Source organism: Sphingobacterium sp. UBA7625 (assembly GCF_002484085.1).
GTDB classification, from domain to species: domain Bacteria; phylum Bacteroidota; class Bacteroidia; order Sphingobacteriales; family Sphingobacteriaceae; genus Sphingobacterium; species Sphingobacterium athyrii.
In genome coordinates this window covers 1-22,684 of record NZ_DLJD01000062.1, presented here as the reverse complement: position 1 = coordinate 22,684, position 22,684 = coordinate 1, and the positions used below count along the sequence as shown (strand labels likewise).

General features: G+C 40.2%; 14 protein-coding genes. 5 read left to right on the top strand and 9 right to left on the bottom strand.

Features of this window, described 5'->3' with window-relative positions; all coding sequences use genetic code 11:
* The first annotated feature begins 74 nt into the window (after positions 1-74).
* The 3 genes from B4G94_RS26535 to B4G94_RS26525 all read left to right on the top strand — a co-directional run bounded on the left by B4G94_RS26535 (position 75) and on the right by B4G94_RS26525 (position 5,695).
* Positions 75-800 (top strand): LytR/AlgR family response regulator transcription factor, encoded by a 726-nt coding sequence (locus B4G94_RS26535; RefSeq protein WP_286863119.1) that lies wholly within the window; start codon positions 75-77, stop codon positions 798-800.
* A gap of 263 nt (positions 801-1,063) precedes the next feature.
* The gene (locus B4G94_RS26530) at positions 1,064-4,171 is read left to right on the top strand and encodes a SusC/RagA family TonB-linked outer membrane protein (RefSeq protein ID WP_286863118.1); all 3,108 of its coding nucleotides are present in this window, start codon (positions 1,064-1,066) and stop codon (positions 4,169-4,171) included.
* 30 nt (positions 4,172-4,201) lie between these two features.
* The gene (locus B4G94_RS26525) at positions 4,202-5,695 is read left to right on the top strand and encodes a RagB/SusD family nutrient uptake outer membrane protein (protein WP_286863117.1); all 1,494 of its coding nucleotides are present in this window, start codon (positions 4,202-4,204) and stop codon (positions 5,693-5,695) included.
* A 203-nt stretch (positions 5,696-5,898) separates the two neighbouring features.
* Here the strand turns inward: B4G94_RS26525 and B4G94_RS26520 are convergent, their stop codons facing one another.
* Entirely contained in the window at positions 5,899-7,080 is a 1,182-nt protein-coding gene (locus B4G94_RS26520) for a PepSY-associated TM helix domain-containing protein (RefSeq protein ID WP_286863116.1), read from the bottom strand.
* A complete protein-coding gene (locus B4G94_RS26515) occupies positions 7,081-9,411 on the bottom strand; it encodes a TonB-dependent receptor (protein WP_286863115.1) in 2,331 nt (776 codons plus the stop codon). It abuts the gene before it with no gap.
* A 363-nt stretch (positions 9,412-9,774) separates the two neighbouring features.
* On the opposite strand from B4G94_RS26515, the gene B4G94_RS26510 reads away from it, so the two are divergent.
* Positions 9,775-10,680, top strand: a complete 906-nt coding sequence (locus tag B4G94_RS26510; RefSeq protein WP_286863114.1) for a glycerophosphodiester phosphodiesterase family protein — start codon at positions 9,775-9,777, stop codon at positions 10,678-10,680.
* On the opposite strand, the gene B4G94_RS26505 is transcribed toward B4G94_RS26510, so the two are convergent.
* From B4G94_RS26505 to B4G94_RS26490, 4 genes are all read right to left on the bottom strand, one after another.
* Positions 10,677-11,102, bottom strand: a complete 426-nt coding sequence (locus B4G94_RS26505) for a tetratricopeptide repeat protein (protein WP_108636466.1) — start codon at positions 11,100-11,102, stop codon at positions 10,677-10,679. The genes B4G94_RS26510 and B4G94_RS26505 overlap by 4 nt on opposite strands.
* A 100-nt stretch (positions 11,103-11,202) precedes the next feature.
* Complete coding sequence (locus B4G94_RS26500) at positions 11,203-12,750, bottom strand: SusD/RagB family nutrient-binding outer membrane lipoprotein (RefSeq protein WP_286863113.1); 1,548 nt, start codon at positions 12,748-12,750, stop codon at positions 11,203-11,205.
* Between the two features lie 4 nt (positions 12,751-12,754).
* A complete protein-coding gene (locus B4G94_RS26495; protein WP_286863112.1) occupies positions 12,755-15,970 on the bottom strand; it encodes a SusC/RagA family TonB-linked outer membrane protein in 3,216 nt (1,071 codons plus the stop codon).
* Between the two features lie 585 nt (positions 15,971-16,555).
* A complete protein-coding gene (locus tag B4G94_RS26490; protein ID WP_286863111.1) occupies positions 16,556-18,088 on the bottom strand; it encodes a sulfatase family protein in 1,533 nt (510 codons plus the stop codon).
* A gap of 89 nt (positions 18,089-18,177) precedes the next feature.
* Between B4G94_RS26490 and B4G94_RS26485 the strand changes: the two genes are divergently transcribed.
* Positions 18,178-19,359, top strand: a complete 1,182-nt coding sequence (locus tag B4G94_RS26485) for a sialidase family protein (protein WP_286863110.1) — start codon at positions 18,178-18,180, stop codon at positions 19,357-19,359.
* A 91-nt stretch (positions 19,360-19,450) separates the two neighbouring features.
* Here B4G94_RS26485 and B4G94_RS26480 read toward each other — a convergent pair whose 3' ends face one another.
* From B4G94_RS26480 to B4G94_RS26470, 3 genes are all read right to left on the bottom strand, one after another.
* Positions 19,451-20,770, bottom strand: a complete 1,320-nt coding sequence (locus B4G94_RS26480; RefSeq protein WP_286863109.1) for a serine hydrolase domain-containing protein — start codon at positions 20,768-20,770, stop codon at positions 19,451-19,453.
* 521 nt (positions 20,771-21,291) lie between these two features.
* Positions 21,292-21,567 (bottom strand): hypothetical protein, encoded by a 276-nt coding sequence (locus B4G94_RS26475; protein WP_108636472.1) that lies wholly within the window; start codon positions 21,565-21,567, stop codon positions 21,292-21,294.
* A gap of 68 nt (positions 21,568-21,635) precedes the next feature.
* The coding region (locus B4G94_RS26470; RefSeq protein WP_286863107.1) for an ISAs1 family transposase at positions 21,636-22,684 on the bottom strand (1,049 nt) is incomplete at its 5' end.

Below are 22,684 nucleotides of genomic sequence, written 5' to 3'. Positions count from 1 at the left end.
GTCAATTTTTTTAATCCTTTATATATTAATCCATTTTCTTTCTTAGGAAATGGATTTTTTATTACATTCAACCCATGGGATGGAACATATTGATTGTTGAAGATGAAGACTGGGCTTTTGTAGGCCTAAAGGAGATGTTGATAGACCTTTATGGGGATAGCACATTGACTTTTACCAATGCAAAGGAGATCCAGGAGGCGGTGACGGTGATCAATAAACATCATTTCGACCTGATCTTTATGGATATCCATCTGATGGATGGACTGAGTTTTGAAATATTTAAGCAGGTTTCGGTCGAAGTGCCACTTATTTTTACGACAGCCTATGAACAATATGCATTAGAGGCTTTTCAGCATCAGGGCTACGCCTATCTGTTGAAACCTTTCGATGTGGACGAACTTGTGCAAACCATGAAACGTATTGAACCGCTGTTACCCAAAGCAGAGGTTCGTTTAAAACAGCGGTTTCTTGTAAAGTACGGTAATTTTTTAAAGTCCTTGGCGATTGCCGATATCGCTTACTTTATGGCCGAAGATAAAGAGCTATATGCGGTGGAAAAAAGGTCAGGCGTAGCCTATATCATTGAAGACAGCTTGGTCCACTTGGTCACGCAGGTAGATCCTTTTGCCTTTTTTCAGATTAATCGGAAATTTCTTATTCGTATAGATTCCATTCAGTCTATGTTGAAAATAAGTCGGAATAGAATTAAATTGGAACTAATTCCCCCAACTCCAAAGGGGATTGATGTTATAGTTAGCGAAGAACGTTCTCCAAATTTTCAGCGTTGGCTGGATCAATAGCAGTTTGTTAGCTTGCTTACTATCAGTTTATTGTCATTAGTTGGTTCTGTAATTAGTTGATTTTCATTTATTTATTTTTTTTTAAAAAAAATGTCTATTAAATTAGTATAGATTATATTATATTTGCGCCCTGTAAAATCTATCAATTTAGTAGATTTTTAGATATGCAGACTTTTGTCTTGTTTTTTGGTAAAATAATTACATTAATTTATTTATTTTCTATATAAGTATTATACTTAACTCATTTATTAATTATCCTTCATATGCACTCAACATTCAAATACATTCCTATTGTCGCGTTAGCTCTGTCTAGTGCGAGTGTGAATAAATTGTATGCACAGCAACGTTCCATTCAGGGAAAAGTGACCGATGCCAATACTGGGCAAGTACTTCCGGGCGTAAGTGTGCGGGTATCCGACCAAAATAAATCAACGCTGACCAACGCTAAAGGGGAGTTTACGATCAGTATTACAGGTAAAGATGATCCGTTTCTGGAGTTTTCTTTTATAGGCTATGAATCGCAACAGGTGAGAGCCACGGGAAGTACAGTCTCTTTGGCTTTGAAACCATCAAGTACAGACCTGGATGAAGTCGTGGTGGTGGCATACGGTACTTCTAAACGTACAAATATCACAGGGTCGGTGAGTACGGTGAGTAGTAAAGCAATTGAGAATAGACAGGTTTCCAGTATCTCCAAGGCGTTGGAAGGTCAGGTACCAGGGTTACAATCTGTTGCTTCATCTGGTCAGCCCGGAACGGATGCAACAATCCGTATTCGTGGGATTGGCTCTATTAATGCATCAAGTTCACCACTGATTGTTTTGGATGGTAATCCTTACGCAGGGGATATCAATTCTATTAATCCAAACGATATTCAGTCTATCTCGGTATTGAAGGATGCTGCTTCTAGTGCACTTTATGGTTCACGGGGAGCAAATGGAGTTATAATTATTACAACTAAATCTGGAAAAGTATCAGGTGATACAAAGATCAATCTCAATTTCACACAGGGGTATTCAGGCCGTGCTGTTAAGGATTACGAACAAGTAACAACAGATGAATACTTCCAATTGTATTGGGAGGCATTGCGTAATAAAAATTTGAGCAATGGTTTGAATGCTGCACAGGCTGCTGCAAATGCAAGTAGAACCCTGCTGGTCGATTTGAAGAAAAATCCTTATGGTAGCCAATTTCCGCAACCGGTAGGTGTGGATGGCAAGTTGGTTTCAGGTGCTAAAACCTTATGGGATGATCCCTGGAAAGATGTGTTGCAACGAACTGGTGTACGTACGCAAGGTGATTTGAGTTTTAGCGGGGGAAGTGAAAAAAACACCTATTATATTTCGGGTGGATACCTTAATGACCAAGGGATGGCTATTGAGTCGGGATTTAAACGATATAATTTGCGGGCGAATATCGATAGTAAAGTCAAGTCTTGGTTAAATGCGGGTGTTAATTTAGGTGGAAGTAGTACTTTTCAAAAATATCCACAATCAGAAGATAGTAATACCGCCAATATCATTAACTTTTCCCGTTTAGTACCATCTTTTTATCCATATTATGAACGCAATGATGATGGATCCTATGTAGAAGAGAATGGAAAAAGAGTGTACGATTTTGGTGCCTATAGACCAAGTGCGGCTTCCCCCCGTAATAATTTAGCTGCTACTCTGCCATTGGATAAAAATGATATTCGCAGAGAGAATATTTCGGCACGGGCGTATTTGGAAGCCTTGTTGACAACGAATTTGAAACTGAAATCTACGTACAGTCTCGATTATATCAATTCCAATACACATGATTATGAGAACCCTCTCTTGGGATTTAGTGCTGAAACCTTTGGTACAGTCGCTCGGTCGAGTGTTCGGACGGTAGGACAAACATGGAATAACATATTAACATATGAAAAGCAATTTGGCTTGCATCACCTTAATGTGTTAGCTGGGCAGGAATACTATGCTTTTAACAGTAGCAATATCAGTGGTAACCGCAGTTATTTTGTATTACCCGGATTTTATGAGCCAGTTGCTGCTTCTCAGTTGGATGGTTTTACAGGATCAAGTGTGGATTATAAATTATTGAGTTTTCTAGGACGCTTAGAGTATAATTACGATAATAAGTATTATTTCTCAAGTTCATTACGGACCGATGGTTCATCGAGATTCAGCCCAGATAAACGCTGGGGAACATTTTGGTCAGTTGGTGGATCGTGGAAAATGAAACAAGAAGACTTCTTAAAAGATAATAATACAATTAATCAGCTAACCCTTCGGGCGAGTTACGGTGGTCAGGGGAATGATAATCTGGGGACCTATTTTGCCTATCAGGGACTCTATACCATTGCTAATAGCCTTGGGAAGGGTGGGACCTATACTGGTAGATTAGCGACTCCAGATTTAAAGTGGGAGACGAATCTGAACTTAAATGTAGGCGTGGATGTTTCGGCTTTCCAGGATCGTGTTTCGCTAACAGTGGAGTATTTTGATAGAAGAAGTAAGGATTTATTATTTACAATGCCAATGGCTGCATCTACAGGTTATGTTGGTTACGATGCGAACATAGGGGCAGTAAAAAATACTGGTATTGATGTGGATATTCGAACAATTCCCGTTAAAAATGATAATTTTAAATGGAATTTGGATATTAATTTCTCCCATTATAAAAACAAAGTAACATCCCTTCCTGATAATACAAAATCAATTATAAGTGGAACAAAAATTCTACGCGTCGGAGGCAGTGTATATGATTTTTATATGCCTGAATGGGCAGGTGTGAACCCTCAAAACGGATTGCCGCAATGGTATCTCGCTGATAAAGATGGTCATAATACCGGCGAGAAAACTTCTAAATATAGCGATGCGGGAAGCTTTGTTGCAGGGAGCTCACTCCCTGATATTGTAGGAGGTCTTCAGAATAGTTTTACCTACAAAAATTTTGATCTGTCTGCGTTATTGAGCTTTAGCCTTGGAGGACAAATATTGGATAATGACTACATTCAATTGATGCATAATGGCAATAATGCCGGTCGTGCCTGGTCGAAAGAGATATTGAATCATTGGACGCCGGAAAATACACAAACAGATGTCCCTAAATTAACGACCGATGCGACAAACTGGACTTCGGCATCCACGCGCTTTTTATATAGCGGAACCTATGCACGCCTTAAAAACGTAAGCTTCGGTTATAGTCTCCCCGGAGCTTTATTGAAGCGGATTAATATCGATAAAATACGAGTTTTTGCCACTGCCGAAAATCTTTTGACATTTTATGGTCACAAAGGTATGGATCCCGAGCAGACTGTAAATGGTAATACATATTTCCGCTATCCGGCGATGCGTACAATCTCTGGTGGTATACAGCTTGTGTTTTAAATCAGTTGAATGCTTAAAGTAAATAATATTATGAAAATCACGAAAATAAAACTTTTCTATATGCTTTTGGGGCTTTCCTTCATAAATACATCTTGTAAGGATAAGCTCGATACGGTGCCTACGACATCGGTAACAGAAGAACAGATCTATAAAGATACACGTGGTGTTGCAACAGTTGTGAACGGCACCTGGAAATATTTAAATGATACCTATTTTACCTACGCCAATCCGGGATATACAGCTATCATGCGTACAAGTGATGCCATGGGAAGTGATGTGGCGGTAACAACTAAATATGGCTATCGTGATGCCTATGCATTTACAGAGTTAGATAATCGTCGGTCATCTAGGGTATCCTATTTCTGGACCTTATTTTATAAGGTCATTGATAATACCAATAATGTGATCGCAAAAGTGGATGGTGTAACTGGGGATGTTGCTGATAAAAACTTTCTAAAAGGTCAGGCAAAAGCATTGCGTGCGTTTATCTATCTTAATCTTTCTTCGTTCTATCAGTTTAGCTACCTAAAAGACAAAAGTGCGAAATCAGTGCCAATTTATACTGAACCAAGTACCCTGCAGACAAAAGGTAAGCCCAGGGCGAGTTTGGAGGAATTATATCAGCAGATATTGAAAGACTTAAAAGACAGTGAGGTGCTGTTGGCTTCGGCTACAAAGGTGGAAAAATATCAGATCAGCATAGATGTTGTTTATGGTCTTCTCGCCAGGACTTATTTGCAGATTGGCGAATGGAAATTAGCAGCTGAATATGCAAATAAGGCAGCAGCCGGACATAATCTAATGAGCGGGTCGGATTATCAGACCGGATTTAATGATGCTCAAAATTCAGAATGGCTATGGGGGCATTTGCAAACTACTGAGCAGAATACAGCTAGTTATACTTTCCACTATATTGATGTTTCTTCTTCTGCCTCATATTATTATAGTTTTATGGCTGATCCATATTTTAAGGATCTATTTGATAAAGATGATGTCCGCTATGCGCTATTTGAATGGGATGGACTGAAAGGCCGAGAAGGATTTTTACGCTATAAGAAGTTTAAAATGAAGACAAATCAAATTGGTGATATTGTGTATATGCGCTCAGCTGAAATGTTACTAATTGAAGCTGAGGGTTATGCGAGAGCAGGAGATATAGAGAAGGCGGTAGCTGCTTTGAACAAACTGCGACAAGCACGGAATGCGAAGTTGTTTGAAGGAAGTGATAACGCGAAACTAATTGCGGAGATTTTGATTGAACGTAGAAAAGAGCTTTGGGGAGAGGGGTTTGCATTATCTGATATTATTCGTACTCAAGGTAAGGTTACACGAAAGGCTTTTTTAAATGATAAAGGAGAACCGATACAGGTGCAGGTTGTTGACGAAGAAGGGAAAACAAAATTGGTCGATGGACAAGGCCATCGGGTGATCAAATTCTCTGACGGTTCTAACTTTGTAAATAATAGTCCATATTATCTATTTGCTATTCCCAATACAGAATACGAACAGAATCCAAATTTGTAAGAAGTTAACTCATTGTTGGATTATTCATAAAAAAACAGGCATATAAAGATATGTCTGTTTTTTTATGAATAAATTTCGGAGTATCTATTTAGGGCCGTTATAGAAGCGTTTTGTTCTTTACAAATAGTAGTCCTTTGTGTTTACTTTTCCACATTATGTTAATAACTGTGTTAATAACATGTTTAGAATAAAAGATGCTGTTATTAACAGTACTTATTAACATTATGTTGATAACCCTTCTTTTTCTTTGCCTTCTTACTTTTGTTCAACCAGATTATATAACCCGTGATGGGTAGGGAAGCACAAAAAAGGCTTGCGATAAAAGCAATAATCTTTGTTCCCATGCCGCCTATACTACCGGTGTGGATATCATAATTCAACGATCCCAGTTTATCACCGAGGCGTAAGTTCTCACCCGTTTTGATCTCTTTTAAACGGGCTTGTTTTCGGTCAAAATATAACCAGTCAAAGACACCGCTCCGTTTTTCGTACCGTCTGATCTGAATATCTACTTCCGGTTCCGTCTCTTTTTTCAGTCGGATGGAAAACATTTCAGCCTGCGGATAATTTTTGAGACTGTAGTGTAGTGCATTGTCCTGCAATTCTTCGTAAGGCAAGGGAATTAGTTTTGGGGCTGGTAGAAGAGTAGATGCCGCTTCATGTTGAAAAAGATTAAATGTAGCGATATAGGTCTTTTTGAATCCCGGAAATGCAAATGCCAAACCTGTAATCGCAAAAGCCAGTGCAATAAAAAGGCTATAGAAGCCAATCACATTGTGCAGATCGTGATTTAACCGTTTCCATTTTACCTTCGTATCTACCCAAAAGCTCCTGCGGAGATTTTTTCCTTTCCATTTTTTCGGCCACCACAATACGATTCCGCTCAGTAGAATGACAATAAATAGCGCCGTAGACCAACTTACTAAGGCATGACCATATTTTTTCCCAAGCAACAAGTTGAGGTGGAGCTGTAAGACCAGTTGAAAAAACTCCGTCTTTGTGTTTTCAACCTGTTGCACCTTACCTGTATAAGGATTGATGAATACCCTTTTATAATAGCGAAAGTAATTCCAGTGACCAAAGGCTGTCTCATCTGTTTTCATGGCACGAAATACCCAGGTTCGATTTTTCGCTGGATAGAGGTCTACACGAGAGATTTTTTGCCCATCTTCAAGATTACTTTGTGCATTGTTCAGTAAGGTACTTAAAGGGAGCGGATCCGTGGAGCTATCAACAGGAGCTATAAAATACTTTTCAGGATAAGCCCATAATTTGAGCTCATCCTGAAAGGTATATATACACCCTGTTATACTTAAAATGAGTACGATAACACCCGTGATTATACCGAGCCATTTATGCAGCCAAAGTATGCTAGATTTGATCATCTAAAATTTGTAATTGATATTAAAGGAAGCCATCATTCCCTGACCTCTTACGTATTCCTCATTTAGTGCACGATATTGACTTACAACGGGGTAGTAGTTCGTGTTGAAAAGATTTTCAATACCTAGCCCCAATGACCACTGTCTGTTGATCTGATAATTACCATTTAAGTTAAAAAGATCAACAGATTTAACCGGCCCCTCGCTATTTTTATAAACACCTTTTTCGTTAGGCATGAAACGATCGCGCGCGCCGGTATGTACCCAGAATAATTGAAAGGTCAATGGTTTGATCGGGGTATAATAGATATATCCCGTCGCTTTGATCGGAGCGATACGAGAGCCGTTGAGGTAGGATTTCGTACCGTCTTCTTTTTTCGATTTTCCCTCCACATAAGCATAAGTTCCACCTATCGTGAGCTGAGGACTGATTGTCGCACTTAGGGCTACTTCATATCCATAAACATCCTCAGGAAGTCGTTGTGGCATGAGATAACCGCCAATGTCTACAAGTTCTACTCCCATTTTTGAAGTACTGTAATAGTAAGAAGCAGCTAATTGGAAAATACTATAGTTGCTAGAAAACCCGACTTCATAGTTATTGGTGATGATGGGATCTGTTTTCAGACTATCCAGGTCGTTGTCCGTTGCCCTGCGGACAATTCTGCCAAGCTCATTGATAGCAAAACCCTGTGAAAAGCTTATGAAAGGGTTAAAGAAAGAATATTTATTATAACGGAGGCCGGCATTGAACGTGGCTCCTTTATACGGTATTTCACCGCCTTTGACAGCAATACTACCTTCATTATTCGGTCCGGTAGCAATGGTGTTGAAATCTTTTATTTTTACGGTTGCATTTTCATAACGGACCCCACCTTTGAAGATTAGATTTTCGAGAAAATCAATTTTTACTTGAGCATAGGGCGCCACGTTCAGCATATTCATATAGGGAATATAGACCCTGCCGTCTGTCAGGTTTTGATCCGTAATATCATTCAGGAGATCAAGTCCGTAAGTGACATCTGCGTTAGAGCCAAATACCTGAAATGGCGTGTTGAGATTGATCCGTAAACCTTTTTTCTCAGAGTTGATCTGTGTCTGGCCGGGACCATACCAGGCCGATGCTTTTTCGATATAACGATTCATGGACCGAAAGGTGTTGTAATAGGCCGATGCAACAAGAGAGGTGGAGGCAAAAAGATTATTTTTGGTATACGTCAGCATTGCATTGTGATTGTATGGCGTACCGGCAGGTTTGCCAGGGTCATCTCCTTTTACTCCGATGGTCGGGGACTGTCCATAGACACCTGTCTGGCTGATGTATCTGTTGTGCTGGTTGCTTCGATAAAAATTATATACAGCGGATAGATTGGAACTGCTATCGATGGTGTAGCCGATTTTGAGAAATGCATTGTATTGATAGGTGTTTGAAAGACCATCTGTTTGACCAAGCGGTGTCCCATCTCCATCGCGTTGAAGGCCCACATAATCTGCCGATCCGCTGACGGTGTAATCCCAGCTGTTTTTTCGGCCATATAATGTTTGGGCGGCACGATAGCCTAATGTTCCAGCACTGTTTATAGGATTGAAGGTCGTCCTCAGGCTGGTAATTCCTTGGATGGGAGCTGAATCTTTTGCCGGGTTGCGTGTGATGTAGTTGATGATCCCACCAGCTGAGCCATTGCCATAGATGGAGGTTGCTCCTTTAATAACTTCCACACGCTCAATAACGCTAGGATCAATGGTGCGTAGATCACGTTGGCCGTTCATTAATGGCGTGGATTGGGGAATGCCGTCTATTAAAACCAGTACGGATCGTCCACGTAAGGTCTGACCCGAATTGGTTGCTTTATTGGTCGCTGTTCCCAGCCCGGGAATTGTATTACCAAGTATTGTGGAAAGATTGGTGCTGATCTGACTCTGTGCCTCGATCTCTTTTGTGGTTAAGATGGATACAGAGGAGGGAACAGTCGATATACTTTCAGCTTTACGGCCGGCAGTAACAATAATCTCGTCTAAAATCTGCGTTGCATTTAACTGGAATAAGAGAGGGCCGGTGAGTGTATCTAAACGCACTGTTTTTTCAAGAGGAGAAAAACCGGTATAGGAAACACGAAATTGAAGCGGACTATCCGATGGCACTTTACTGAGCTGAAATTGCCCGTGCTGATCGGAATATCCAATGTTTTTTCCATTGAGTTTGATATTGGCTTGAGCTACTGGTTGATTTTCTTTGTTTTTTACGAGGATAGATAACTCTTGTGCATGTAACTGCGTCCCGAGAAGGACAAGGGTTCCCGCTGCGAACATCATATATCGTGTTCTATTCTTCATGGTAGTTTATTTAGATCAAATATAAATTGATGCAAATATAGAATATTTAATATTTCTTCATCTAAAAAAACTGCTATTTTTTCTCGTAAAATTCTAATATAGTGGCTGTCTCTATAGCGACTTTCTTATTTACAAAATCTCCGAAGATAAATCGGAATTCGATTTGGAGTGTCTCTCTTGATCGCTATGAATATGGAACAATATAGTGATGTTGTGTTGGTATACATTGACAGTCATGAAAAATTTATACGGCCTGGTTAAGCGGTATGTTTTATTTTTTTCATTTTGAGTATATATTTTGTTTACAATTTATTGATACAAGATAGCTATTTTAGCAGGGTATATTTCAATAATCAAAGGTAGATGGCTGTTTTAGGATCCAATTATATACGCTTGAAAGCAATTTCTGTCGTTCTATTATTATTTTTTTTCAATTTCTTGGATACCCGTGTTTTTGCCCAAAGCACTCATTGGTTGAATTTTGAATCTGCAGAAGCGATGCGGGCACATTTCCGCTATGCTGAAGGAAAGAAAATCATCAGTGGTCATCGGGGGACGATAGAGGATGGTCTTCCTGAAAATTCGATTGCGGCTTTTGAAGCTGTATTACGTAAGATTCCGGCTATATTTGAAATAGACCCGCGTTATACCAAAGATAGTGTTGCAGTATTATTGCACGATGCAAACCTGGAACGGGTGACCAATGGAGTAGGGCGGGTATCAGACTATACTTGGGCTGATCTACGTAAACTTCGTCTGAAGGATCATGCGGGAAATATAACCCAATATCCTATCAATACCCTGGATGAAGTGATCGCATGGGCAAAGGGAAAAACCATTTTAAATCTTGATAAGAAAGATTTGCCACTGTCGGCAACTGCGGCTATATTACGGAAACATCAGGCCTATAGCTGGGTTTGGGTAACTGTACATAACGTTGAGCAGGCGGCCTACTATCTGGCCCAACATCCAGACCAGTATATGTCTATGCATATCAAAGATCAGTCTGCCTTAGCTAAATTTAAAGCATCAGGATTACCTTATGACCGGATGATTGTCTATATAGGAGCCGAGCTAAAAGAGTCAAATACAGAAATGTACCGTTTTTTTAATGCAAAGGGAGTCATGTGCATGATCTCCTCCGCTTCTACTTATGATAAGCAGCCAGAAAAGGTTGAGCGGCAGAAAAAATATCGGGCGATATTTGCCCAGGGGGCATCCATTCTAGAATCTGATTTACCAATGGAGTTGGCAGATGCAATTGATTAGTCCAAATCGACGTTATCAGCCAGAAAATTAAAATAATTTGGTGATTCCTCTTCAAAAATTTCCTTTCCTTCCATCATATAGGCGCGAAGAAGATATTCTTGTGCAGACTCTGTATTGGCTGTTTCGAGGTAACACTGCCCTAACCGCAGCATGATAAATGGATTTTCATAGGCATTCTCGATGATATTGCCTTTAGCATTTTCAAAGTGTGGAAGTGCGTTTTCGAAGTCGTCCTCTAAGAAATAAGCATCCCCAATGGAGGCTTCCAGCCAAAGACTTTCAGCGTGGACATTTTGTGGACTGGGGATTAAATTGAGCGCCTCAGTCCAAACCCTAATTGCTTCGCGAAAGTTCTCTTCATCACAATAAGCATTTCCCTCTTCACTCAGTTGGTCGATTTTGTCTAATATTTGATCATCCATGGCATTTTTTCTTAATGGTCTTTACGAAGTTATGAAATAATTGAAAAAAAACACCTGAAATCTTAAACTTCAGGTGTTCAAATGGGTAGAAAATACTTTTTTATTTATTCCACCATACTTTGGTGTTGATCACATCATCTCCTTGTTGGGCCAGCGCAGCCTGATAATTTGCTTTATTGGTACTTTGTTCCTTTAACGGGTAAACAAAGCGGCTGGGTATTTCTTTTCCCACTTCTGGTGTAAAGTAATAGCTGACCGTTTCACCATTAATAGTGCCTGTCCAAAGTAGGTCGCCTGCTTTTGTCAGGAATAATGGATATCCCGTTCTTCTGATCTCTGACCACGCTTCGACGCCTTGGTTGAAAAGTGCCAGGTATTTCTGAGTAAGCACGTGCTCTTTGTTCGCTGTGGGAAGTTTGCCGATATAGCTGTTGATATCATCTTGTGATACGCCCCATTTTTCCAGCGATGCTCTGGTTCCTTTTTCATAGTTTGCTTGGTCCCAATTATTATTTTCTGCCAGGATGAAGGCAACTTCGGCGTATTCCATAAGAACTTCGCCATAGTCTGCCGCATTGATCAGGTCACTTGGTAGCGATATTTTATCAACCGGGAACAGATTTCCGGCAGCTAAAGGCAGGCCGTAGGGCTGGCCTATAAATTTCCCATCTGCAGCTGTTGGTTTGGCAAATTTAGCTAACCTTGGATCTGCAATTTTAAAAGGGCCGCGCGTGCCTTGAAGGGCTTTAATAAGTACATCGGAGATCGCGAAATCTGTCCGGTTGGCTGTTACTGTAGCCCGGAATAGAGGCGATTCATTGGGTGAGGTCTTCGAATATTTGAATACAGCGTTGTCACTATTGGACGTAAAAACTCCTTTTGCCAGGGCATCGGCAATATGTGCTGAAGCTAAAGTGGCATCTTTGGCCTTGATACGATTGGCTACCCTTAAGCGGAGGGAATTGGCAAATTTTGCCCAGTTTGCATTGGCCCCCTTATAGATTATATCGGCGCTGCCGAAGGTTTTATCTGACGAATACTTGAGCAGGGTATCCGCTGCCTGTTGAAGTTCGTTGAGAATATCCTTATAGATTTTTTCCTGACTAGCATATTTGGGCGTAAGATTGTCCGGATCCTGCTGTAAAGCTTGGAAATCAGTGTCTTTATTGCCATAAGACTCATAGGGAATATTGCCAAAGACATCGGTCAATGATTGGAAAGCATAAGACTTGAGAATTCTTGCAATGGCAATTTGATTGGCATTGGTGCCGGCTGTCCCTGCTGTGGCGATTGCTCTGGTGCTTTCATCCGTATTGAGTTTGATGATATCATTCAGGTTATTCAGTGATTTGTATGTTGCTGTCCAGTAATTATCCGAATAACTCTGGTCTATTCGGTAGCGGGATTGGTCAGTATAGATATTCTGACTGAAATATTGGGCGAATAACTGCGCTCCCCGAAGATTAATCTCCTCACTCCGTAAGGCATTGACCAACTGTTTCTCCGCAGTAACCAATAGCGTAGGCGTTGGTACCGAAGCCGGACGATTGGGATCGGTATTAATCTCAGCAAATTTAGTTTTGGAACAGGAGGACGCAAAAACTGAGATGCCGATCGTTGCTGTATATAGTATATTTAATAATTTCATTTTTTTAGAATTTTAGATTCACATTAAAACCATAAGTAACAGGCAGCGGAATAGCACCGCCTTCAATGCCTTGTACATTACCACCACTCGAAGTGAATTCAGGGTCAATGTATTTACTTTTTGTATAGATATTCCAAAGATTCCGACCATAGACACTAACGCCGATATTCTTGATGACTTTGACATTGGCTAGTTTGAAATTATAGCCTAAAGTGACTTCTCTGAGTTTGACGTATGTCGCATCGAAAATGGAAAAGGTTGTAGGCCCATTGTATTCATTGCGCGCCCACTGCTGTGCATCAATGTTGGTTGTGTTTGGCGTAATATTTTTGACATCGTAGGTTCCGTCACTATGAAAAGTAACATCCCCTTTGACACCATCCAGTACAATACCTGTTTCACGGATGTTATTGGCAGCTGTTTTGTCCAGAATACCGGAATACATACCGACTTTATAGGTTTGGGAGAAGAATTTTCCACCTACACGACCAGAAACCAAAAAGCCGAGGGCAAAGTTTTTATACCGAAAGCTGTTTTGGATACCAAAAGTGAAATCGGGCAGAATAGAGCCCAGAGGAACCAATTGAGAGGTCTTCATATAGGTACTATTCTTAATTAATTTACCATCTTTATCTTGCGTATCTTTTTCTAGTACACGTTGTCCATCCGGTGCATACACAAAGTCATTACCAAGGAATTGTCCATACGATTCGCCTTCACGTGCGACCAATTGAATCAGTGAACTGCTTAAGGTTAACGTATTCACTTGATCGTCTAATTTGACTACCTTGTTTTTGTTCTTCGCCCAATTGATTGTTGCGTCCCAAGAAAAGTTTTCTGATTTGATAGGTGTTCCGTTGAGGACAATTTCAATGCCTTTATTATTAATTTTTCCTGCATTAAATACTTTGCTTGCGTATCCGAAGGCCGAGGAAACAGGGACAGGCAGGATTTGATTTCTAGAATTATTGTTGTAGTAGGTTACATCAAACCCCAAGCGATTTTTGAACAATTGTATATTTAGGCCTGTTTCCCAAGAGCTGGTAATTTCGGGTTTTAAATTGGCATTTGGTTTAATCCCTGGAAGGCCATAAGAAGCTTGTCCTTCATACGATTGCTCGGGTTCATAGACCTTATATAATTGATAGGGATCCGTGTCATTTCCGACTTGGGCCCATCCTAAACGTATTTTTCCGAAACTTAACCAATCCAATTTTTTGAATGTTTCTAATTGACTAAAAACAAAACTACTTGTTAAGGAAGGATATATAAATGAGTTATTATCTGTTGGTAACGTTGAAGACCAGTCATTGCGCACTGTTCCATCTAAGTATAGTAAATCATTGTATCCCAAAGAAAAGCTGCCATAAACAGATGCAATGCGTCTATGATATTTAAAGTTGTCAATCTTGACAGAATTCGCATTTTTTAGATTATAATAATTTGGAATAGTTAGACCTCCTTGGGTAATGGCATAATCTTGCTTGCGCTGTTGGTCACGGAGATTGGCTCCAATATTTCCAATGAATGAGAATTTATCCCAGTTTTTTTTGGCTGTAGCTAAAAATTCATAATTGTACTCGTTCAGTTTATTACTTGTCTCTTCATATTGTGAAGCGCTGCGCGAATATACGGCGATGCGATCCTGAGATTGGAACGAGTAAATATCTCCATGTACTTTAGCTCCTAGGGAAAGCCAGCTATTCAAGTCATATTGCAACCCAATATTTCCATAGAACCGGTCTCTGCGATCTTCCATATAGGATTCATAGGCAGACCAATAGGGGTTGTCTATGAATTTTGTTGCTTCGTCTGTGGGTGTATTTTGCCAGCCGGTACGGTTCCATGCCAATGGGGTTCCATCTGCACGTTTGTAATTTTCCAGTATTTTGTAGTCGACTTGAACAGCTCCCCATTGAAATGCTTCAAGGATAATATTTCGGTTAGAGGCGCCGGTCCATGGACGGCCTATGGATGCATTACGGATGTAGTTGAAATTAGAGTTAATTTTCAATTTTCCTAGCTGTGTGCCGCCCGAAAAGTTAAATGTATTACGACCTAAACTAGAATTCGGAGTTGTTCCTTTTACATTTTTGTTCGTGTATGAAAAACGATAATTTGTATTTCCACTATTGCCGGCAATAGCAAAATTATTGGTATTGGCTACACCCGTACGGAAGAAATAGCTTACATCATTTTTTGGATAAAGCCATGGTGACGGATTCAGATAATTGGATTCATCTTCAGGGTTTAAATTATACCACTGTAGGACAGGCGTACCATCGAGTTTAGGTCCCCAGCTTTCATCTGCGGCGTAGTTTACAATTTTATAGTCTTTGCCATTGATAGTTTGGGTCTGAAAAACAGTAGAGTACCCCTGACCGTATAAATGCTGTCTTTTCGGAAGTCGGACAATATTCTCAAAATCAACGCCAGTATTTAACGAAATATCTATCTTCTCCCCCTTTGAAGCACGCTTGGTCGTGATCAGTATAACACCGTTAGCGGCTCTAGAACCGTACAAAGCAGCAGCCGAGGGACCTTTCAATACGGAGATGTTATCGATATCGTCAGGATTGATATCTTGTATCATATTACCGACGTCTTTGCCTGCGCTTCCGTTAATGGTCGATGATGAGTTTAAATCCGTGTTATCGATAGGCGTGCCATCAACGACATAAAGCGGTTGGTTATTTCCCGCAATTGAATTGATACCCCGAAGCAAAACGTGGGTGGATCCCCCCATGTTACCACCGGATGTCGTCACTTGAAGACCTGCTACTTTTCCGGAAAGCGCACTGAGTGCATTCGTAGGACGTGTTTGAAGTTCAGTAGACTTGACTTCCTGGACAGCATATCCTAATGATTTCTTTTCACGCGAAATACCCAAGGCGGTTACAACAACTTCATCCAGTTGGGAACTCGTGGGAGAAAGTTGAATTGTCGTAAGTCCGCCGGGATTGGTTTGGACAGTTTTGGGATCAAAACCAATATATTGAACTTGTATACTGATAGAATTCCCATTTGACGGTAATTCAAATAGGCCATTTACATCCGTTTGTACTTGTTTTTTACTTGTAATTTCTGTAATCGTTGCGCCCTGAATGGGCGCGTTGTTGTTGTCGACTACTTTGCCTTTTATGGTGGATTGAGCGTATAGCGTGCCCGTGCTTAAGCAAAGCGCTGCCAGTACGACAAAATCTATGTTGTTTTTTGCCATATTAATTTAGTAATAATAATGAGTGGATCTTTTTGTGGTTATAGGAGATTGTTTGAATTTATCTGAAAAACATCTCCTAGAAGCATTCGTTTTACAGGTATATGTATTGCACTGATTTTCATGTGTTAAAAAATGTTAATGCAAATATATAAAATCCACCTGATAACTATACTTTCTTTTTTATTTTTTTGTAATTCTTTGGTCAGAATGCGTAGACTAAGTATATCGGCTTGTGAAATGTTCATTATAAATGTAATAGAATACAGACGAAATACATTTATCGCAAAATAAACACATTGTCTTGATACAATTACTCCTATAATATGGATTGAATATTCACAAGGCACCTTTGCAGTACAGATTAAGTATCCATAAAGTATTCTTAATGTATCGCTATGGGTACATAAGTTGAATGCTTAAGCAGTACGTTCTTGTTGCTGCATACGTTATATATGTTATAAGGTGAAACTAGGTATAATCAATAAAACATACGGCGGAAGAGTGAATTTCCTTGTGGGTTAACAAGTATAGCATGAAGGCTTAAAATAACACAGGGTATCGCGTTTATGGATACCCTGTGTTATTTTACCGATCAATATCTACTTTATAAATCGCTTCGGCTTCTTTGTCGTCAAATTCCCGGATTTGTTCCATAAGTTTTTGTTTCATCCGGGTAACTATTTGCTGATAGGTGGGATCTTTATAAGCATTTTGAAGTTCATTCGGATCTTTTTGAAGGTCGAAGAGTTCCCAGCTTTCCACACGTTTATAATACCGGATCAGTTTGTAGCGATCATCTCTGACACCGAAATGGGGGCTCACCGCATGTTCCCCATTTTCAAAATAATGATAATATAGGTCTTTGCGATGTTCTTTTTTTGTGTTCTTTAGGACATGAACGAATGATTTTCCCTGCATATCACTAGGCTTTTTGATCCTTGCCAACTCGAGGAGAGTGGGCGCGATATCAGCGTTCACCAACTTTGCTTCGATTTTTGTCGCGGGTTTAATCAATGGGGGATAACGCATTAACATGGGCGTCCGGAATGACTCTTCATACATCCAGCGTTTGTCGAACCAACCATGTTCGCCCATATAGAAGCCCTGATCCGAAAGATAGATCACGACAGTATTTTTACTGAGTGATTTTTGATCCAGATAGTCCAATACTTTGCCTATGTTGCGATCCATTGACTGCGCAGTATTGAGATAATCGATCATATAGCGTTTAAACTTCCACTCCGCAAGCTGTTTTCCGGTTAATTTACTGTTTTTGAGCTGTTCGTAGATTGGTCGATAATAAGCAATATAGCTATCTTTTTGCTCTTGGTTCATTCGTTTGAAATTTCCATCGTTCATCATATCTTCCAAAGAGTCGAACATCTTGAGATCGTAGGCCATCTTCATATCTTTGTCAATGGACATTTCCTGTAACGCTGCAGCTTGTCTGCTTTGATAATTATCGTAAAATGTTAATGGAACAGTAAAATTCATGGCGTCATAGGTGCCAAAGTCCTTCGGGTCGGGCATCCATGTGCGATGAGTCGCTTTATGACCGATGACCAGACAGAAGGGTTTACTGGAATCCAGCGTATCCAGCCAATTGATAGATTTTTCCGTTACGATATCTGAAACATATCCTTCCGTGCGCTTGCGTCCTTGTTTACTGATGAAATCCGGATTGAAGTAGGTGCCCTGACCCACGAGGATATCATAATAATTGAACCCTTGTAGTTGTTCTCCCAAATGGATCTTTCCGACCCAGGCTGTTTGGTAGCCCACCTGCTGTAACTGTTTGACAAATAAATCTTGGTTGAAGTCAAATTCGGAAGTTTCATTGTCCTTAAATCCATTCTTGTGGCTATACTTGCCTGTCAATAGGGTGGCTCTGGCTGGACCACAAATGGAGTTGTTAACATAGGCATGGTTGAAAATTGCTCCTTCAGCCGCAATACGGTCAATGTACGGCGTTTTGGCATAAGTTGATCCATAGGCACCAATGGTCTGATAGGCATGGTCGTCTGATATAATAATCACGATATTAGGCCTATTTTGCCCCAGTACCTGGCCGCATATGCCCCATAGTATAAGTGCTAAGCAGATAGAGGTTAATTTCATTGTAATAATGGTTTTGTTGTTGATTATGCTATCCTTTCTTTAAAGATAGAAGATTATTCTATTTTTATAGTTAAAAGTGATAAGTAAATATGATGAATACAAGGTGGATTCGAATGCGAAATGTTGTTGTGACGGCAATGTTTGTTGGATTGTATACCTACGCAGGAGCACAGGAAGTAAGTGTTTTTGTATCCGGTGAAGGCGGTTATAAAAGCTATCGGATACCGGCTATTGTCAAAGATAAACAAGGCCGGTTATTTGCCTTTGCCGAGGGAAGGGTGGATCATGCGGGGGATTTTGGTAATGTAGATATTGTTTATAAAATCAGTCCGGACAATGGTAAAACCTGGGGACCATTGCATGTCGCTGTTGACAATGACCATTTGCAGGTCGGAAATCCTGCTCCCCTGGTCGACTTGTTAGATCCAGCATATCCGAAGGGAAGACTGTTACTTTTTTACAATACTGGTAATAATCATGAAGCAGAGGTGCGTAAAGGTAATGGTTTACGCGAGTGCTGGTCAGTGAGTTCGACAGATGGTGGTAAAACCTGGTCCGATTCGCAGAACATTACACTGCAGACCCATCGTCCCAATCAGCCTTCAGTAAATACACAATATGCTTTTGATGAGGATTGGCGGGCCTATGCAAATACACCTGGACATGCATTGCAATTCGATTCTGGTAAATATAAAGGACGTATTTATATCCCTGCGAATCATTCCGAAGGAAATCCAAAAGCAAATGGCGAAGACTATTTTGCCCATTCGTATTACTCGGATGATCATGGAAAGACATTCAAGATAGGAGCGAGCGTCAAATTTGAGGGGTCAAATGAGACAATGGCTGCACAAATATCGAATACAGGGCTGTATATGAATTCCCGCAATCAACGAGAAAATGTGAAAGAACGAATTGTTTCGTATTCGAACGACGGCGGAGTAACTTGGGATACAACTTATTATGATAAAAACCTGCTCGATCCTGTCAATCAGGGTTCTGTGCTTTCCTGGCAGGGGAAAGGCGGATACGTGTTAGCTGTTTGTAATGCAGCAACATCGGACAGAAGAGATAATCTGACGCTGCGGTTGAGTAAGGATCAGGGGAAAACCTGGTATTTCAATCGAGTTGTTGCTAAAGCTCCCGAGGGTGTTAAAGGTGACTATGCGGCTTATTCCGATTTGGTTCTTTTAAATAAAAATAGAATCGGTATTTTATTCGAAAAGGAGAATTATCGAAAGATTGTGTTTGTGCCGGTAAACCTCAAATAGGTACTGTTGATTTAGTACATTGTGCCCCACTTTCTTTCTGATCTATAGTCTAAGAGAAGAAAGTGGGGCATCTGTTTTCGGGTAGCGAGAACTATTTTTTCAGGATAAGTGTTTGCCCATTCTGATAGAGCGTCATCTTATTCTCACTGCGATCAAAAACTATTTTTACACCATATTGAAGCTGCACCAATGTGTTTTTATCCTTTGGTTTCAATTGAAAAGCGGGTTGGCCTACAACCTGTCCCAATATTTTGCCGTCATCTTTGGTAATATTGATCTGAATTGGAGGCTGTTCGCTTTTATATTCACCTAGTATGCTCGTGGTTTCCTCATCTGTCAATTGTATTTCTGAAAGATCAGGAAGAGGGAAAGGTTTTTGATACAGTTCACCAAAGCTGAATTTTAGTATTTCATTATTATTATAATTATTGCCGTTGCTGATGAGTGCAACATTATAATTGCCGTCATCAAAATGGCTCGCCACAGAAGAATAACCGTCAATCCCCCCTGTGTGACCGAATCCCCGGCGGTCATAAAATGGCATTTGGAATAGCCCCAGCCCATAGCCGCCATTAATTTTTTTCATCTCTTCAAGGCTGGTGGAATTGATCAGTTTTTGGTTAAATAAACCATTAAAAAACTTGACCAGATCTGTTGGGGTAGACCATATTGCTCCGGCGCCAAGAGGAACAGAATTATCCGTATGTGGCTCTAGGTCCCAATCTTGTGTGAATCTATACGACTCGCTAACATCTTTGGTACTATTTTGTGGCCGGCCAAATGTGGTCTGTTCCAATTTTAACGGCTGGCAGATCTGCTGGTTCAATAAAAAAGCATAGTCTTTTTTCCAAACTTTTTCTAAGATGTAAGTCAGCAAAATGTAGTTTGAATTACTATATTCATGTTTACTGCCCGGATCAAACTCAGCGCCACCTTTGATCATACGCTCAACAAGTTCTTTTTCAGTTTGCGCTTTTGTGTTCCATGTTAAATAATCTTTGTCATCAGTGACACTGTGTACCCCGCTACTATGATCAAGCAATTGACGTATCGTTATTTTATCAGCATTTGGAATATCTTTATAAAAGGTAGATAGGGCTTGATTCATTTGCAGTTTCCCTAACTCGATTGTTTTTAATACAAGGGTTGCGGTGAAAGTTTTGGAGATGGAACCGATACCATATCGTGTATTGGTCGTGGCAAGCTTTTGCTGTGCTCTATCAGCGTAACCTATAGCCTTTTGATAAAGTAATTTATCTCCTTTCGCTATTGCAATACTTCCCATCCAGGCGTTTTTTTTATCCATGGCGGACATTAAGCTATCCATTCGGCTAGGATTAAATTCCTGTGCCCGTAGGACCACAATGGAAAGGCCGCTTAATAAAAACAGTAAAATTGATGTTCTTTTCATAATTTGTGTCGGGTTAATCATGGACTTAAATATATAACAAAAAATATAGTAATACAATGGATCCGATGTTTCATTAGACAAAATCAGATGTTGGTCCATAAACAAATAATTATCTAGTTTGGAGCGGGATCAGAAGAGAAGGTGCTGAATGTAATACCAGCAATAGCTTCATATATATAAAAAACACCTGAAGTGGGGAACTTCAGGTGTTTAACCTAACCAATTATTAACCTAAATTTATGAAAAGTATACTTTTTAAAGTATAGAAAACAATGTTCAATATTCATGCCATTGCATTGGTATGTCTTAAGCTATTTTTCTTTTGTGTTATTTTTGTTACAAAAATAAACTCTCGTTTTTGTTTTGACTATATGTTCTGGCTAAAATTTATTGTTTGGGATAATTGATAAATTATCCGGATTGATTAATGCCATAGGAATATAAACGAAATTTACATCAAAAATGAGTAGGAGCATTTTAGAGAAAGCGATTATAAGAAGGGGGCAGGATGAATAGATCGATTAGAAATATAGTCGAAACAATTCCTTCCATTCCGCGTCAAGATCACCTGCATAAACAGGTTGATGTGCCCGATTATACCAGTAGCGGGCATTCCAGAGATCTCCTTCTTTTCGGTGAAGGTACGCATGTACATGGGCGGCTTCTAAATCATCCAATTGATCAATGAGGTCGTGTGCTGTTTTCCAATCTCCTTTTTTGTCATACCATAATGATTTTTGGACGGCAGACCAGTGATGAACAGGACTGTCCAATAATTGAAATTCTTCTATTGTCATCTTGTTAATTTGCTAATTCTTTACTCCAGATTTCATAAATATTATCTCCTTTTGCAGGGTCAACGCATTTAAATTTGATTAAAAATTTGCATTAGATACTTATCATCCCATCCCGCTTTGAGTCTCTTTGTGACCAATGAGCCTTTTGATGTATCCTTTTTGAGCAGATTGAGTCCTATTTTTCTAATATATGAGAAGTTGTCGGCGGCATTCTTTGCTCTCTTTCTTTGCCTGTCCTCATTAAATATCATATCCAGTGACCAGTGCAACTTGTTTTCCACGCCCCAGTGTAACCTGATATAATTATTGAAATGTGCAGCTTTTTCACTCAAGCTGCTGATATAGTAGCGCTGTTCTGTGGTCACCTTGTTTCCTATCTCCCTTGTGGAACTTATGCGTACCACCGATTTTATTGAAGCCCATGAAATACTGTTGTCTATGAAGGTAAGGTCGGTGATCACCTCGCATTTACGGCTTTCTATGCGTCCGTGCCCTTTCTCCTGGGCTAGGTCTGCGTCTGCTGGAAGCTGGTTTTCAAATCGACCCTTTATCTGATCCAATAGTTCCTGTTGGTTTCCCTTGACCGATAGGATATAATCCGCCTTGTTCTCTACGATCTTCTGTGCAATATCGACTTGGGTACCCATAGCATCTATGGTCACGATGCTCCCTTCTATGTCCAGCAGTTCCAATAAAAGGGGGATTGCGGTGATCTCGTTGCTCTTATCAGAGACTTTCAATTGTCCCAATACCAGCTCATTACTGGATGCCCATGCGCTCACCATGTGTATTGGACTCTGGGAATGAAAACTATCCCTTGAACCCCTAATGCTCTTCCCATCTATACTGATGACCTCCTTTTTGATCGACTCATTCTTCAGGCTACCTGCCCATTCTACGAACATTTTTTCAAACAACTTGGGCCGAAGACCGCTGAAGACACGATTGATCGTGTCGTGTGAGGGAATCCCATGAGGCAGTTTGAGAAAACCTTTGAGAAAACCAAGCTTGGTTTTACCGAAAGCCTCAATGGAATCCCAGGATTCAGCACCACAAAGTACACCAAGGATCGACAGAATGATGATGTCACTCAAAAGATGCTTCTTGTTCCGGCTAA

Coding starts and splice junctions, on each gene's coding strand:
- B4G94_RS26535 (WP_286863119.1), top strand. CDS start 75: ATGGGATGGAACATATTGATTGTTGAAGATGAAGACTGGGCTTTTGTA.
- B4G94_RS26520 (WP_286863116.1), bottom strand. CDS start 7,080: ATGATCAAATCTAGCATACTTTGGCTGCATAAATGGCTCGGTATAATC.
- B4G94_RS26495 (WP_286863112.1), bottom strand. CDS start 15,970: ATGGCAAAAAACAACATAGATTTTGTCGTACTGGCAGCGCTTTGCTTA.
- B4G94_RS26490 (WP_286863111.1), bottom strand. CDS start 18,088: ATGAAATTAACCTCTATCTGCTTAGCACTTATACTATGGGGCATATGC.
- B4G94_RS26510 (WP_286863114.1), top strand. CDS start 9,775: ATGGCTGTTTTAGGATCCAATTATATACGCTTGAAAGCAATTTCTGTC.
- B4G94_RS26500 (WP_286863113.1), bottom strand. CDS start 12,750: ATGAAATTATTAAATATACTATATACAGCAACGATCGGCATCTCAGTT.
- B4G94_RS26480 (WP_286863109.1), bottom strand. CDS start 20,770: ATGAAAAGAACATCAATTTTACTGTTTTTATTAAGCGGCCTTTCCATT.
- B4G94_RS26515 (WP_286863115.1), bottom strand. CDS start 9,411: ATGAAGAATAGAACACGATATATGATGTTCGCAGCGGGAACCCTTGTC.
- B4G94_RS26485 (WP_286863110.1), top strand. CDS start 18,178: ATGATGAATACAAGGTGGATTCGAATGCGAAATGTTGTTGTGACGGCA.
- B4G94_RS26525 (WP_286863117.1), top strand. CDS start 4,202: ATGAAAATCACGAAAATAAAACTTTTCTATATGCTTTTGGGGCTTTCC.
- B4G94_RS26475 (WP_108636472.1), bottom strand. CDS start 21,567: ATGACAATAGAAGAATTTCAATTATTGGACAGTCCTGTTCATCACTGG.
- B4G94_RS26530 (WP_286863118.1), top strand. CDS start 1,064: ATGCACTCAACATTCAAATACATTCCTATTGTCGCGTTAGCTCTGTCT.
- B4G94_RS26505 (WP_108636466.1), bottom strand. CDS start 11,102: ATGGATGATCAAATATTAGACAAAATCGACCAACTGAGTGAAGAGGGA.